The following is a 14,696-nucleotide window of genomic DNA, read 5'->3' as shown; positions in this document are numbered from 1 at the left end:
AATAGGAATGAAGGAAATGGAGGGTGAAAGTGTGATGAGTGAAGAAAGCAAGGTTCATCTGATTGGTAATGCCCATTTGGATCCGGTATGGCTTTGGCGTTGGCAGGAGGGTTATGCGGAAATTAAAGCAACTTTTCGATCTGCGCTGGACCGATTGGAGGAGTTTCCGGATTTTGTATTTACATGCGCATGCGCGGCTTATTACAAATGGGTAGAGGAAAATGCTCCCGAAATGTTCGCTGAAATCCGGCAGCGTGTTGCAGAGGGACGTTGGGTTATTACAGGAGGCTGGTGGATTCAGCCTGACTGCAATCTACCCTCCGGGGAGTCATTTGCCCGGCACGGATTATACGGTCAAAGGTACTTTCTGGAGAAGTTCGGCGTTATGGCTCGGGTAGGCTATAACGTGGATTCGTTTGGCCATCACGGCATGATGCCCCAGCTATTGAAACAGTGCGGGATGGATTATTACCTGTTTATGCGACCGGAAGCGCATGAAAAGCAACTGCCGAGCGATTTGTTCTGGTGGGAATCAGAGGATGGCAGCCGTGTTATGACGTTCCGCCTGTCTGACAGCTATGGCAATTGGGCGGAGAACGGCTTGGAAGGTAAAATCACCAGGCACAAAGAGCGGGCGGAGGCGGACGGACATGCGTATATGTCTTTTTACGGTGTGGGCAATCATGGTGGAGGACCAACTGTTGCGAATCTTCGTTTGATCAAGGAAATAAGAGAACAGCACGGGCTGGAGGCTATTCAGCTTAGCTCCCCCAATCGTTATTTTGAGGAAATGGTCCGGTTCAATCCTCCGGTTCCGGTCATTAAGGATGAAATGCAGAGGCATGCGGTAGGCTGCTACTCTACTCATTCAGAATCAAAGGCTAGCAACCGCAGGGCGGAGCATCGGCTTCTGAGCGCTGAGAAGTTCTCTTCCTATGCCAACCTGCTGCTTGGGCTGCCTTATCCAACAGAGTCGATAAAGCAGGCATGGGAAAACGTCATGTTCAACCAGTTCCACGATATTATGGGTGGCTGCAGTATAAAGGAAGCCTTCGAGGATGTCCGTGAATTTTACGGCGAGGCGTTGAGTTTGGGGGCTAAATCATTAAATGCTGCGCTGCAAAAGCTCTCTTGGTCGATTGATACGATGAAGCCCGAGGTTAAATCGCTCAGCAAGGACAAGGATTGGCAGCTCTGGGAGCAGGATGACTTGGGGACTCCACTCGTCGTATTCAATCCATTATCCTGGGAAGTTGTGGCACCGCTTCATATCAATAGAAAGCTTGCAAGCGTAACGGACGAATCCGGCGAGCCTTTGTCCATTCAGGAGGTGCGGGCATCCCGGACGAATGCCAAAGACAAGTGGGATTCATTGATTACTGCTCGTATTCCTGCTTTTGGCTACCGTGTTTATTGGGTTTATCGCGATAAAGAAGAAGCGCAGCCGCCTGCACTAATCGGAGCGGTTCAAGCTGAAGCTTACGCCTTGGAGAATAATAAAATCAGAATGGAGCTGGACCCGGAAACTGGTTATATTCAGCGTCTATTTGACAAAAACGCCAACAGGGATGTATTTAACGGCTCTGGGGCAGTACCGGTCGTAATCAACGAGCTGCACAGCGATACATGGGGCCATGGCCTTTCACAGTATCGCGATGAAATCGGCCGATTCGCAGATGCTGAAGTGAAGGTTCTGGAAACAGGACCGCTCAGAGGCACGATTCGTGTGACCAGCCGCTACAAGGGTTCCGTATTACGCCAGGATATAAGCCTGTCTCACGATTCTTCAGATATTCAAGTAAGGGTAAAGCTGGATTGGAGAGAACAGCATGCCATGCTGAAGCTTGCTTTTCCGGTAAATGTCGAGCAGCCTCGTGCAGTTTCGGAGATCCCATATGGCTTTATCGAGCGATCGGCAGTCGGAGATGAGGTTCCGGGGCAGCAGTGGGTGGATATATCCGGTATAGAAGATCAATCTACATATGGAATGGCGCTGCTTAACGATTCCAAATACAGCTACGACGTACTTGGCAATGAGCTAAGAATGACCGTAGTGCGCAGTCCGATATTTGCGGATCATTTCGGTGAACGTGATGATCAGGTTGAATATATGGATCAAGGGGTCCAGGAATTTGCTTACACATTATCGCCTCATACAGGTGATTGGAGAGATAGCGGGATAGTACGGAAGGCTTATGAGCTTAATGTTCCGCTCCTGCAAATTTGGGAGACTTATCACAAAGGGATACTTCCTCAGGCTGCCGAGGGGATCATTATTTCCTCGAACCATGTTGTGGCTTCTGCTTTTAAACCGGCAGAATCGGGGGATGGCTGGATTGTCCGCTGCTATGAAACAGCGGGGAGGGAGACAGAGGCCGTTATTGCATTACCTGCCCTGAAGCGGGAGTGGAGCTGTAAATTTGGAAAATGTGAAATCAAAACTTTTCTAATTTCCTCCGATCCGGAAGCTGCTGTTAAAGAGGTCAATTTTATCGAAATTGAATAAAGGAGCTTAAAGCTATGAACCCAACTCTCAGCGCTATGTGTGATAAATACCCTGAACTAACGGTATGCATTCCCGATATGGAAAAGGCTATTACCCTGTTGAAGAGCGCCTTTCACTCAGATGGGAAGCTGCTTCTGTGCGGCAATGGAGGAAGCGCTTCCGACAGCGAGCATATTGTAGGAGAGCTGATGAAAGGCTTTCGATCTCCAAGGCTGTTGAACGATGAAGATAGGGAGCCGTTCCTTCAGCAGTTCCCGGAGGAAGGTAACTTTCTCGCAGGCCATCTGCAAGGGGCTCTTCCTGCGATATCCTTAGTAAGCCACACAGCTCTTGCTAACGCGTATGCCAATGATGTTTCCTCTGAAATGGTGTTTGCCCAACAAGTGTACGGTTACGGAAGGACGAATGATATATTGCTCGGAATCAGCACATCGGGCAATTCACTCAACGTAATAAGGGCTGTGCAGGTGGCCAAGGTGCGCGGGCTGCAAACCATTGGACTTACCGGCAGAAGCGGAGGCCGAATGGCAGCATTATGCGATGTAACTATCCGTGTACCATGGGATTTAACCCCGGATATACAAGAGCGTCATCTGCCCATATATCATGCTTTGTGCATCGTGCTGGAGGAGGAGTTCTTCCCTTCATGACACTTCTAGCGGGAATCGATATAGGGGGCACCAAATGCGCTGTAAGCTTGGGAATTCAGGATGGCGATCAGGTACAGATCATAGCCAAACGCAGATTTCTCACCTTAGGTTCTCCGGTTTCTACAATAGAGAGGCTGTTGAATGATCTGGAAGAGCTGGTGCAGGAGCATGTGACAGTAGGTCCGCTCGCGGCAATAGGAATTAGCTGCGGCGGGCCGCTTAACAGCAAAGCCGGATTAATTTTATCACCTCCCAATTTGCCTGGGTGGTCGCGGGTTGATATCGTTCGACCTTTTCGTGAACGGTTCAGAGTTCCCGTTGCGCTGCAAAATGATGCCAACGCATGCGCTCTGGCGGAATGGCAGTGGGGAGCAGGCCGCGGCAGCCGCAATATGATCTTTCTGACCTTCGGTACAGGGATGGGCGCCGGATTAATACTGGATGGCAGGCTGTATTCAGGAGCTTCCGATATGGCTGGAGAAGTAGGCCACATCCGGCTGGAGCCGGCAGGACCAATGGGATATGGCAAGCTCGGCTCTTTTGAAGGCTTTTGCAGTGGGGGAGGTATTGCCGAGCTTGGAAAGATGATGGCGGAGAAGATGTTTGATGAAGGGAAGGCCCCGTCCTTTTGTCACACGCCTGATGATATTGACGCTATTTCTGCTGAAGCAATCGGTGAGGCAGCACAGAGGGGGGAGACGGATGCGCTGCTTATTTTCCAGGAGGTTGCCTATAATTTAGGCAGAGGGCTCGCCATATTGATCGATATTTTAAACCCTGATTGTATCGTAATCGGCAGCATATATGGAAAACAGCAGGCTATTATCGAGCCTATCCTATTGGAGGAGCTGCACTGTGAAGCACTGCCTCATTCCTTGGCTGTCTGCAAGGTGCTGCCTTCCGGGCTGAAAGACAATGTTGGGGATTACGCCGGGTTGTCTGTAGCGATGCATCAGCTGATTTAATAAGGGGCTCAAACATGATCGATGAATCGAGGAGTTATTTTCCACAACAAAAAATAATGTGAGTAAGGGGCATTTACGATGGGAAAAACAATTGTTGGCGGCGTATGGCCGACCATGCTGACGCCATTCACGGAAACAGGCGCATTGGATGAACATAGCTTGGAGCAGGTTGTTGACTGGTATATAGATCAAGGCGTTCATGGTCTGTTTGCCGTGTGCAACTCAAGTGAAATGTTTAAGCTAAGCTTAGAAGAGCGGGTAAGAGTAGCTGAAATTACAGTTCGGAGGGCTGACGGACGTGTACCTGTTATCGCATCCGGCCATATCTCGGAGCATATGGAGGATCAAATTGAAGAAATCACCCGCATATCTGCGACAGGGATCGATGCATTCGTCCTTTTGAGCAACCGTCCTGCAGCTGAGAATGAGTCAGAGGATATTTGGAAAGGCAATGTAGAACGATTACTAGAGGCTGTCCCTGATGTGCCTTTTGGTCTGTATGAATGTCCGGTTCCGTATAAAAGGCTGATGAATCCCGCGTTATTGCAATGGTGCGAATCTACAGGACGGTTTCTGTTTCTAAAGGATACATGCTGCAATTTGGATGAAATAGGGGCGAGACTGGATGCTTTGAGAGGAACCGGTCTGCAGCTATTTAACGCCAATGCGGCCATGCTCCTTGAATCTCTTAAGCTCGGAGCGGCAGGCTTCAGCGGCATAATGTCCAATCATCATCCAGCCTTGTATGTATGGTTATTAGAAAATTGGCGGGCGCGGCCGGAAGCAGCAGAGAGGGTACAAAACTTCCTGGGTATAGCATCAGGCATGGAGGGACTCTATTACCCTGTAGATGCGAAATACAGCATGCAGCTTGCCGGGCTTCCTCTGACATTGACTACCCGTGTTAAAGACGCAGCAGGATTTCAGCCTCATCAACGAATAATAGTGGAACAATTAAAGAAATACTCGGATGAGCTTCTTAAAGAATTGTTGTAGAAAAATGTAGCATCTTTATAAATGTAACCATGGCAGCCTCCATTCCACTAAACAGTGGACGTGGGGGCTTCTTTATTGATTAAAGATTTGACTAATAATTAATATCTTGCAGCTATTCAGCTGCAATCTTATGCTGTAACATGGAAATATCTGTTTGAATTTTCGAGTTATTTCTACATATAAATCGCTTTGAGCTTGCAAGCGATAATCAAGATTTTGCCAAGGAGGCATCCTATGGACCGAACCCGCAAACAGCGTTCTTTTACAAAAGAGCTGCTCATCTGGACTATTCTGCTTATTGTAGTGCCGTTGGTCGCTATATCTTTTTATTTCTATGAGCATGAGATGTCGGGCTGGAGGCAGATTGAGCAGGAGAAATCAGCATTAACCAATGAGGCTGCGCAAAAATCAGTGGCAAGGCTAGGGGATACGATCCTGGGTGTAACGATCACGAATGGATACTGGGGTGATAACCGGCAGGCGGTTCTAGACTCCGACCAAGCTTGGCTTGATAAAAATATTAAGGACATGCCTGGAGTGGTGCCTGATGTTGATTTTGTTGCCGAAACGGATCTTTCAGGCAAAGTACTTGTCCAATCTGGGGATGTAGCAGAGTTTCAAGACTATATCAGGCTTCCTTTTATACTCGAGCAATTTCATAAGCAGCGTAAATTTACGGGTCTCGTTAATACTTCCAAAGGTATTGCCGTAATAGCTGTATCTCAAGTTACGGGTGATTTGGGGAAGGAAGCTCCAGTGGGATTATTGATCACCGGCAGGCTGCTTACTAACGAGATTATTCAAGGATTGAAGGATACCTTGCAAACGGACATCGGTTTATTGCTTGGGTCCGGCCAATTTTTATCATCTAGCGAGGCGCTAAAGGCTGATCAGCTTAAGCCTTTTCTGAACGCAAGCTCGGGAGAGGACGCGAAGCCATTCAAGCTGGAGCGCCGTAATCAGGTCTTTGTTGCGGAAGCAGCAGCACCGCTACTTGATATGTCAGGCGAAGCGATCGGCGTTATTTATACGGAGATGCCGACTCGTTCGACTACCGAGGCCGCAGATGGTTTGCGGACGTTGGGATTTTATGCGCTTGGCATTATGCTGCTGTTATTCGTACTTGTTGTTACGCTAATCCGGCACAGGATTATACTTCCGCTTCGTCATTTTACAGCAACGTTGGAAGAAGTAGCAGCGGGCAAGCAGGTTCACGCTATACCTAAGCATGTGATGCAAGCCGAGGCGCAAATTGTGAGCGCTATTCACCAGATCAGGGAATGGAATCAAGTGCTGGAGCGCACCGTGGAGCAGCGTACCTCGGCAATTCGCCATTTGCTTGATAATGCAGGGCAAGGGTTTATGTCAATAAGCACCAACAAGTCAGTGCTAGGGGAATACAGTGTGGAATGCACACGTATATTCGCTCGTGATATTGCTGGTATTCGGCTGTCGGAGTTGTTTTATCCTGAAGATGGACAGGAAAGGGAGCTGCTCGATTCGGTCTTGAGTGAATTTTTCCAGGAGCAGGAGGATTGGAAGAAGGAATTGTTTTTCTCCTTACTCCCGGAGGAAATCCAGATAAACGGGATGATTGTAAAGGTTGAATACAAGTATTTACCGGATACAGATTCAGGAAAGCTGCATTTTAGTGGGCCATCTAATGAAGTTATTATGGTAATGCTGACTGATATTACGAGTACACGCCAGCTTGAGTACCAAATGAGTCGTGAGCGTAAGATGCTGAAGATGGTCGTCCATACGGTCACCCATCCGGAGGACTATGCCCAGATCATGCACAGCTTTGAAGCTTTCCATACTACTGAGCTTGCAGAGCTGGCAATAGGAGCCCAGCCGGTTGAAGAGAAGCTGCTGTCGATGTACAAATCCGTACATACGATGAAGGGAAGCTTTGCATTGCTGCAATTTATTCATATAGTGCCGCTATTTCATGAACTGGAGAATCAACTGATGGAGCTGCTGGAACAAGAAGAAAAGCCTACTTCCAAGGAGTTCGCAGACTTTGTCGGCTCGCTGGGTTTGGCTGCGTGGCTTGAGCAGGATCAAGCGATGCTCCGGCAAGTACTAGGGGCAACCTTCACTGACATGGGGAAGGAATATGAAGTGAAGCTGACTAAAGTGCAATGGCGTATTCTGGAGCAGGTGCTGGAATCGAAGCTGACGGATCCGGAAGACAGGAAGTGGCTTGCCGAGCTTAAACAATGGCGGTACAAACCGATCAAAGCTTACATAAAGCACTATCCTGTATACTTAGCAGAGCTGGCAGACAGAAATGGGCTGCTGCTTCAGCCTGTTGAGTTGAAGGGAGGCGACAATCCTGTTGACCCGGAACGGTTAAGCGGATGGGCGCAATCACTGATACATATTATCCGCAATATCGTTGTACACGGAATTGAACCACCAGAGGAGCGGATTGAGCAAGGCAAGGATGAATATGCAACGGTTTCTTTTTCTGTTGAGAGCAGTAAGGATGAGTTGGTAGTGACCATAGCTGATGATGGAAGAGGTATTAATCTGGAAGCGGTTCGGTCAAAAGCGGAGCGTCAAGGACTATGGCCGGCAAGTGCGTCTGGAGGTACAGCTAAGGCCGCCGATGCAATGACGGAAGATGAGATCGCACAGCTGATTTTCATGGAGCAAGTGTCCACTACACATGAGGTGACGGAGTGGTCGGGGCGTGGTATCGGATTATCTGCCGTTAAGGCGGAAACAGAAAAGCTCGGGGGTACCATTAGGGTAGACACAACCCCTGGGGTTGGGACATCCTTCATTATTAAACTGCCTTACCATGAGGCGGCTGCGGAGAGGTAGGTTAACTATGCATCCCGATAAAGAATACTTCCAAGCTATCGTTGATAATGCTGTCTGCTATTTTAGCAAGTTGGGGATTCAAGCTGTTGAGCGGGCAGAGGATCTCCATGACAGCGACCGCTTATGTTTAGAGGATATAACGGCATTTATCCAAATTAGCGGTGTTGTAGAGGGCGGCTTGCTCGTAACGGTAGATGACAGCTTGTCATTGGTGCTAGCCCACCATTACATGCTGGAGGAAATCACGGATGAGGAAGCTTCCCAATGTGCAGTTGAGGTTGTCGCTGAAATTGCTAATGTTATCACCGGCAATGCTTTGACAGAGCGCCCGGATCGTGATATTTTTTTAGGAACACCCTTGATGATTGTTACCAAACGCGCGGAGATGCGGTCCAAATGCAATCGACTGCTTGTTCAGCCCTTTACTACGGAAGCCGGCACATTTAAGTGCATTTACATACCCACTGAAAATAAGTCGGAATTAGCGAGCATTTTCGCCGGTACCTAATTAATGTCTGGAGGTTAAACAGTTGTGGCAACAATAATGATAGTGGACGATTCAGCAGTTATGCGCAAAAATATAAAGGTCATCTTGGAGCGGGGCGGACATGAGATTGTTGCGGAAGCATCCGATGGCAGGGAAGTATTGACCCGTTATATTAACCATAGGCCAGATTTGGTAACGATGGATATCAGTATGGTGAATGTAGATGGAATTGAGGCGCTGCAAACGTTAATTCGTTCGTTCCCTACTGCCAAGGTTGTAATGATTAGCGCTTTGGGTCAAAAGCAGCAAGTTTTGGAGGCTATCAAAAGCGGTGCTAAATCCTACATCGTAAAGCCGTTCGAAGCGGAGAAAATGCTTCAAATCATTGGAAAAGTTTTATTGGCACCCTGATTGTGCCTGAACTTATCATTATTTTAAATTCGAACAATCCTTCGTTATAAGGCGGCTGCCTATGGCGAGAGATTGTTTTTTTATTAAGAAATGGTTATTTAAGGGGTATAAGAAAAATATGCCTAAAAGATACAAATGAATCACCCAATGGGCTCCGATCAGAAGCTTTTCCAAGGAATGAAGAATGAGCGAGCAGCCACCTTATTTGGACTAGAGTTACATTAGAGCTTGAGATCTTTTAAAATGCCATGGGCGAAGGAGTTTGATATGGATAGCGGCGAAGCTACGCTGCTACGATCCCTGGAAAATTGGAATAACGGAACAGAAAGTTCCGTTATTCCATCTTCCGCCTCTTATCTAAGACGATAACGGAAGTAGAAATTCCGTTATGTTGGGTGGATACGAGAATTATGCACAAAATCAGAGAGATAGCGGAAGCAGCCGTTCCCTTATCACTCTGTTTTTTGGTTTTTCCAAGTGGTAGCGGAACAAGTACTTCCTCTATTGCTCTCTTCACTACGGTGGGTTCAGTAGTAGAGAGCTGTTTAGGATTATATAGTAGGGGATATGAGCTCTAAATGGATATGGAAGCTGAAAATACATGGAAAACTACAAGGTGGAGCATGACTATGATTTACCGGATCGAAGACTGGATAGGAACTGAGGAAGTAAAGCAAACCAGAGAGTAGAACAGCAAGAGGGCATAGGTACGGTCTGAGGAGTGATAGCGTTCGCACTGTCCGTCACCTCCCGTGACTGATCAGGTATGCAGCCTATCTTTGAAGATCGTGTTCCTACCGCTGCAAGCCTTTCATTCAAAGGAACATGACTTCAACAGCGGCCGGAATCCCACATCCATCCCTCCCCACGCATGTATGAGTCTACACAAAAAAAGGACCGTCAGCATTACGCTTAGATTTGTTTTTACTGCGTCTGGCGGGCAGTTAGAGGGTACTAGATAAAAATAGTACTTAATTTATTCACAGGGATGGCTATACTTATAATTAAAGATGCAGTTTAAGGTAATTGGAGAAAGTAGGTGCGATAAATGAGCAGAAAATGGGTTGAAAAAGAAGGCTTGCGTTGGGTGGAAAACGATATAGTAACCCGTGAGCAATATAATCAAATTGTAAGCTTGTATGATGATAAAAAACATGCTGTAGGTGTGCTTCCGCTGTTGGGAAGTATTTTAGTCGGCTTAGGAATTTTAAGCTTTGTCGCGGCCAACTGGCAGGATATTCCACAATTAGCCAGGTTATTCATGATTGCTATCTTCATGATTGCTTTCTATGCGGGCGGGGAAACGTTTTTGAAGAAAGGCAACGAAAAGCTTGGTATCGCATTAATAGCCTTAGGATTGATTACATTTGGCAGCGGGATCATTCTTACAGGGCAAATGTTCCATTTGATGGCATACGACAGCACTTCTTTTATCGTGTGGGGGATAGCTGGCATATTATTGACTTACTTGTATCGCAGCCGTTTTCTGTATTTAATCAGCTTGCTGATTTTAACATTAACTCAATGGTACAGCACCGTTGAAATGGATCATTTCAGTTTCATTGCTTTTGCTATTATGGTTATCGGTCTCGGCTATTACAGCTGGAGGAAACAAAATGCGCTTTTGGCCTGGTGCTTTAGTTTAAGCTATGTCGTACAATCGCTAATGCTGGTAGCTGTTATGGATTGGAAGTTTTTCTGGTTTTTCGTACCGATCATGGCTTTGTACGCATGGGGGGATTATCTTAAGGATCGGAGCTCCGGGTACGCTCTGCAGGCAGTTCCGCTTATAGCGGCTTTTGTGTTTAATGTAATTGTCGTACTGTTCTATGACCATTCGAGAGTTTCCGATCTTAAGGAGCTGCTCCCTGACAATTATTATTTCATCGTAAGCATGCTGGTGCTGTTAGCGGTTTCCGTCTTAGGCAAGCTTAAAAACAAACGGTTCTCCAGCTCGTTCGAATGGATTCTGGTAGTGCCCTTCGCCTACCTGCCATCCGGGGCTGCCCTGCTATATTTGCTCGCTTTGTTCTTCTTCTCCTTCTATGTACTTTGGAGAGGTTATATCGAAGAGTGGCGTTTTAAAATCAATTTCGGTACCGTTCTGTTTATATGTACAACAATGGTCGCTTACGGCAAGTTGACTTGGGCTTTTATGGATAAGTCGCTGTTTTTTATAATCGGAGGGCTACTATTGCTTGTGCTGAGCTGGTTCTTGAACCGGAGGAAAAAGAGATTTTTTGAGGAAGGCAAGGGAGGGGATCCGTCATGAGCGAACAAACACAACAGCGCCCACGCCGCGCTATATGGCTGCTCTGGATCGTACTGCTTCAGGTGCTTTTCTTAGGCGGAATAGCTGGTTCGTATTATGCAGTCGATTGGTTTGGTGAAGAGATTAAGCTGAAAACGGTACCGGTTGATCCCCGCGATATGCTATATGGTGATTACGTGACTTTGAGCTATGAGGTTAGTCAGTTGAGCCCAGCCTTGTGGAAGGGCGAAGGCGAACTGCCTAAACAAGGCAGCCGGGTGTTCGTTCAATTGAAGCCGGAGAATGGCCTGTATGTTGCTTCAGGTATTTACTCCGACAAGCCGGCGGCCATCCCGGGAGAAGCTGTTTTGAAAGGGCGGGTCAGCTACAGCTGGAATGAAATGATCCGTGTGGAATATGGGATAGAACAATACTATGTTCCAGAAGGTACGGGTAAAGAGCTGGAGGAGAAAGCAAGAAATATGATTGTCGCTGTAAAAATTGCCTCTTGGGGGCAAGCTAAAATTGCCGGCTTGGAATATTGATCCAGATCAGTTGGACGGTTGGGGAGAAACGGGAGCCCTGACTGTCTTTTTTTGCATTTAAGTTCCTTTACAGCACCAAAATATGAAGCAGGGGTACCCTCTCTAAATTTTTCACATGTTGCTAGGAGAAAAGGAAAAGTAGCAGAAGGCAGTAAAGTAGAACAGAAAAGGGAATGGGTGTAGGATAGCCTCCGCCTTGGTCGTCGCCCTCGGTGACTACTCGGCTATGCAACCTACCTTTGAAGCTCGTGTTCCTAAGGTACAAGCCATAAAATCAAAGGAACACGACTTCAACAGCGGCCGGAATCCCACACCCATTCCCTCCCCACGAAAAACGTATTGGTTAACAGCAAGGATGCTGCAAGGCATTTTTTTTCACCAAAAGCTTTTAATGGAAAGGTGCAAGGTTTACAGAAAAATGCAACGGTGATACCATTACGTGTAATATTAATAATTGCCGAATATAGTTGAGGACTAGGTCGAACGCAGCAAGAGGGGGAAAAGTTCGGAATGGAAACATGGAAACGAAATTTATGGTTGTTATGGGTCGGGTGCTTTGTTACCTCGGCTAGTTTTACTATGGTTGTTCCTTTTTTGCCATTATTTCTAATTCATATTGGGGTAAATGAAAATTTGGAAATGTGGTCAGGCTTATTGTTCAGCTCGTCTTTTTTGGCAGGTGCCATTTCAGCACCATTCTGGGGGGCAATGGGTGACAAATATGGGCGAAAGCCTATGATTGTGCGGGCAGGTCTTGTCATATGTGCGATCTACATACTTACCGCATTTGTTACAAGTCCCTATCAATTGCTTGCTTTGCGTATCGCGCAAGGATTGCTGACCGGGTTTATTCCAGGATCGATTGCGTTAGTCGGTACGAACACACCTGAGAATAAAGTAGGCTATGCGCTTTCTATGATGTCTACAGCTACAGCAACCGGCGGTATTATGGGACCGCTGCTTGGAGGAATTATTTCCAAATTATTGGACAACCGGGTTGCTTTTGCCAGTGCGGGAGTATTAGTTTTAATGGCGACACTATTAATTCTGATTTGGGTGAAGGAGGAAAAAATTGTTGCAGGCAAGCAGCGCCCTCCTTTTTTCGGATCACTTAAGCTGTTGGCGCGAAATCGTGCACTCATGACCGTGCTGCTGTTAACCCTTCTCACCCAGTTATCCGTAATGACTATCGAACCGGTATTGCCTTTGTACATTGTTGAAATTGGCGGCTCAGTCAAAGATGCCTCGCTGTTGGCGGGTATAGTGTTTTCAGTAGTTGGAGTTGCCAGTCTTATTTTTGCGCCACGGTGGGGGAGATTGGGAGATAAGATCGGATTTCAGAAAATATTGCTAGTGGGATTATTAGTGGGCGGGCTTGGCAATCTTGCGCAAATTCCGTTTCATGATATATGGGGATTTTCTATTGTCAGGTTTATTTATGGGGCTTTCTTTTGTGCGGTGTTTCCGGCCTTGAATGCGCTTATTGTTCGAACAACTCCAAGCGATTTCCGTGGGCAGGCTTTTGGACTCAACCAGACAGCTAATCAATTGGGAGGGATGCTTGGACCTTTAGTAGGAGGTGTAATAAGCGGTGTGTTTTCGATCCACAGTGTATTTTGGGTTACGGGCTTATTGCTAATTTCGACTATGGGGCTTGCTTACTTGTTGGATAAAAAGCCTTCCTCACAAGATTCGGTTGCAACTTGATGGCATAGCAGCGGTTTGCTAGGGGCAGCATTCAGGCAATACGAGCCTATGTTGAGAAACTAAATTTGGTAGAAAAAAGAGGTGTGTACGATGGAAGCAAAGCAATGGTCTTTACCTGGTGGTATGTTGATTTGGGACCGTACACAGCATACTGCACATGACGAAGTGCTTATTCCGTTTGCGATGGAAGAGCTGTTATGCAGGCAAGTCGGAGAAGGAGGAACGCCGATTGTACATATGTGGCGGCATCCGAGAGCGCTGGTTATGGGACTTAGAGACAGCCGTCTGCCGCAAGCTGTGAAAGCTAAGCAGTGGCTGGAATCTCAAGGGTATTCGGTTGCCGTACGCAACTCCGGTGGAGCTGCGGTCCCGCTTGATCTTGGGGTCGTTAATATTTCACTCGTGATGCCCAAGCGTCAAGGACAGATCGATTATCGGCATGATTTCGAGACGATGTATCATTTAATCAAGGACACGCTGCAAACCTTATCTCCTGATGTGGAAAAGGGGGAGATCAAGGGCTCCTATTGCCCGGGAGATTATGATCTCAGCATCGGAGGGCGCAAGTTTTGTGGCATTGCACAGCGGCGGCAGGCAAAAGCTATCGTTGTGCAGGCATTCGTAGTCGTTCGCGGCGACGGCGAAAGCAAAGCAGCGCTGGCCCGCGAGTTTTACCGCATAGCGGCTGAGGGAGCTGATGAGCAGTCCTTTCCAGAGGTGGACGAGCACAGCATGGCGAGCCTGGAGGAGCTGATCGGACTGTGCGATGAGCAGCGGTTCGTTGATTCCGTGAAGCAAACGGTACGAGAGCGCAAGCTGGCAGCGGCCGCAGTTGAAGCTCCGCTTCAACTGCCTGATGAGCAGCAAATTGCGGAGACAGTGCTCATGCTGAAGGCACGCTATGGGATAGCATGAGCAAGAGGGCAAGCTGCAGCGAAATGGGCGGTTGGAAGCAGAGCAGTGTCGTCATCACAACGTATACCTGCCAGTCGTGAAGGAATGAGTATTCATTCCTTTATGCCGGGGAGACGACTTTCCAGTCGCTCAATAAGCTCGCCATAAGTATCGCGCAGGTCTTTTATAGTTATCAGTTCAGGGGTATTAGCTGCTTCTTCGGCAGAATGTCCCTTAAGAATAGAATCCAGGCCGTTATAATTGAACTTCAAATCCTTATAGGTTTGATCAAGCTTTTCCAAAACAACGCCAATTAAAGTGCTATATTGCTCCATAAAATCGTTTTTCACTCCTCCAGTACGTATTCTATCAAAAGTATACTCTATTATTCCCTCAACCAGAAATGTTCAGAATTCCTTGAAAGTCTTAATTTCAGACAGCAAAAAAGCTGC

The 14,696-nt window shown here is 47.2% G+C and carries 12 protein-coding genes; 11 read left to right on the top strand and 1 reads right to left on the bottom strand.

The annotated features are described in order from the left end of the window. Positions 1-34: 34 nt before the first annotated feature. The 11 genes from ACFQ0C_RS17980 to ACFQ0C_RS17930 all read left to right on the top strand — a co-directional run bounded on the left by ACFQ0C_RS17980 (position 35) and on the right by ACFQ0C_RS17930 (position 14,265). Positions 35-2,506 carry an alpha-mannosidase gene (locus tag ACFQ0C_RS17980; protein ID WP_379368426.1) on the top strand — a complete coding sequence of 824 codons (2,472 nt, stop codon included), beginning with the start codon at positions 35-37 and terminating at the stop codon, positions 2,504-2,506. Positions 2,507-2,520: 14 nt separating this feature from the next. Continuing rightward, positions 2,521-3,156 carry a D-sedoheptulose-7-phosphate isomerase gene (locus ACFQ0C_RS17975; RefSeq protein ID WP_258215695.1) on the top strand — a complete coding sequence of 212 codons (636 nt, stop codon included), beginning with the start codon at positions 2,521-2,523 and terminating at the stop codon, positions 3,154-3,156. Further along, positions 3,153-4,121 (top strand): ROK family protein, encoded by a 969-nt coding sequence (locus ACFQ0C_RS17970; RefSeq protein WP_379368425.1) that lies wholly within the window; start codon positions 3,153-3,155, stop codon positions 4,119-4,121. Before ACFQ0C_RS17975 ends, ACFQ0C_RS17970 begins: the two co-directional genes overlap by 4 nt. A gap of 78 nt (positions 4,122-4,199) precedes the next feature. After that, a complete protein-coding gene (locus tag ACFQ0C_RS17965; RefSeq protein ID WP_379368424.1) occupies positions 4,200-5,117 on the top strand; it encodes a dihydrodipicolinate synthase family protein in 918 nt (305 codons plus the stop codon). A gap of 234 nt (positions 5,118-5,351) precedes the next feature. Beyond that, positions 5,352-7,949, top strand: a complete 2,598-nt coding sequence (locus ACFQ0C_RS17960) for an ATP-binding protein (RefSeq protein ID WP_379368423.1) — start codon at positions 5,352-5,354, stop codon at positions 7,947-7,949. 7 nt (positions 7,950-7,956) lie between these two features. Further along, positions 7,957-8,457, top strand: coding sequence for a chemotaxis protein CheX (locus tag ACFQ0C_RS17955; RefSeq protein WP_379368422.1), 501 nt, complete (start codon positions 7,957-7,959; stop codon positions 8,455-8,457). A 24-nt stretch (positions 8,458-8,481) separates the two neighbouring features. After that, positions 8,482-8,847 (top strand): response regulator, encoded by a 366-nt coding sequence (locus ACFQ0C_RS17950; RefSeq protein ID WP_258215700.1) that lies wholly within the window; start codon positions 8,482-8,484, stop codon positions 8,845-8,847. A 1,048-nt stretch (positions 8,848-9,895) separates the two neighbouring features. Next, complete coding sequence (locus tag ACFQ0C_RS17945) at positions 9,896-11,119, top strand: DUF2157 domain-containing protein (RefSeq protein WP_379368421.1); 1,224 nt, start codon at positions 9,896-9,898, stop codon at positions 11,117-11,119. Then, positions 11,116-11,643, top strand: a complete 528-nt coding sequence (locus ACFQ0C_RS17940) for a GDYXXLXY domain-containing protein (RefSeq protein WP_258215702.1) — start codon at positions 11,116-11,118, stop codon at positions 11,641-11,643. The genes ACFQ0C_RS17945 and ACFQ0C_RS17940 overlap by 4 nt, the downstream gene beginning before the upstream one ends. 510 nt (positions 11,644-12,153) lie before the next feature. Then, positions 12,154-13,350 (top strand): MFS transporter, encoded by a 1,197-nt coding sequence (locus tag ACFQ0C_RS17935; protein ID WP_379368420.1) that lies wholly within the window; start codon positions 12,154-12,156, stop codon positions 13,348-13,350. A 90-nt stretch (positions 13,351-13,440) separates the two neighbouring features. Next, positions 13,441-14,265: a lipoate--protein ligase family protein gene (locus tag ACFQ0C_RS17930; RefSeq protein ID WP_379368419.1), complete on the top strand. Its 825-nt coding sequence runs from the start codon at positions 13,441-13,443 to the stop codon at positions 14,263-14,265. Positions 14,266-14,357: 92 nt separating this feature from the next. Here the strand turns inward: ACFQ0C_RS17930 and ACFQ0C_RS17925 are convergent, their stop codons facing one another. Beyond that, complete coding sequence (locus tag ACFQ0C_RS17925) at positions 14,358-14,594, bottom strand: hypothetical protein (protein ID WP_379368418.1); 237 nt, start codon at positions 14,592-14,594, stop codon at positions 14,358-14,360. Positions 14,595-14,696: the final 102 nt, after the last annotated feature.

Origin of the sequence: Paenibacillus sp. GCM10027630, assembly GCF_042676305.1 — a bacterium.
Classification (GTDB): Bacteria; Bacillota; Bacilli; order Paenibacillales; family NBRC-103111; genus Paenibacillus_S.
This window is presented reverse-complemented; position numbering and strand designations above follow the sequence as displayed.

Coding starts and splice junctions, on each gene's coding strand:
- ACFQ0C_RS17940 (WP_258215702.1), top strand. CDS start 11,116: ATGAGCGAACAAACACAACAGCGCCCACGCCGCGCTATATGGCTGCTC.
- ACFQ0C_RS17955 (WP_379368422.1), top strand. CDS start 7,957: ATGCATCCCGATAAAGAATACTTCCAAGCTATCGTTGATAATGCTGTC.
- ACFQ0C_RS17930 (WP_379368419.1), top strand. CDS start 13,441: ATGGAAGCAAAGCAATGGTCTTTACCTGGTGGTATGTTGATTTGGGAC.
- ACFQ0C_RS17980 (WP_379368426.1), top strand. CDS start 35: ATGAGTGAAGAAAGCAAGGTTCATCTGATTGGTAATGCCCATTTGGAT.
- ACFQ0C_RS17970 (WP_379368425.1), top strand. CDS start 3,153: ATGACACTTCTAGCGGGAATCGATATAGGGGGCACCAAATGCGCTGTA.
- ACFQ0C_RS17965 (WP_379368424.1), top strand. CDS start 4,200: ATGGGAAAAACAATTGTTGGCGGCGTATGGCCGACCATGCTGACGCCA.
- ACFQ0C_RS17975 (WP_258215695.1), top strand. CDS start 2,521: ATGAACCCAACTCTCAGCGCTATGTGTGATAAATACCCTGAACTAACG.
- ACFQ0C_RS17935 (WP_379368420.1), top strand. CDS start 12,154: ATGGAAACATGGAAACGAAATTTATGGTTGTTATGGGTCGGGTGCTTT.
- ACFQ0C_RS17945 (WP_379368421.1), top strand. CDS start 9,896: ATGAGCAGAAAATGGGTTGAAAAAGAAGGCTTGCGTTGGGTGGAAAAC.
- ACFQ0C_RS17960 (WP_379368423.1), top strand. CDS start 5,352: ATGGACCGAACCCGCAAACAGCGTTCTTTTACAAAAGAGCTGCTCATC.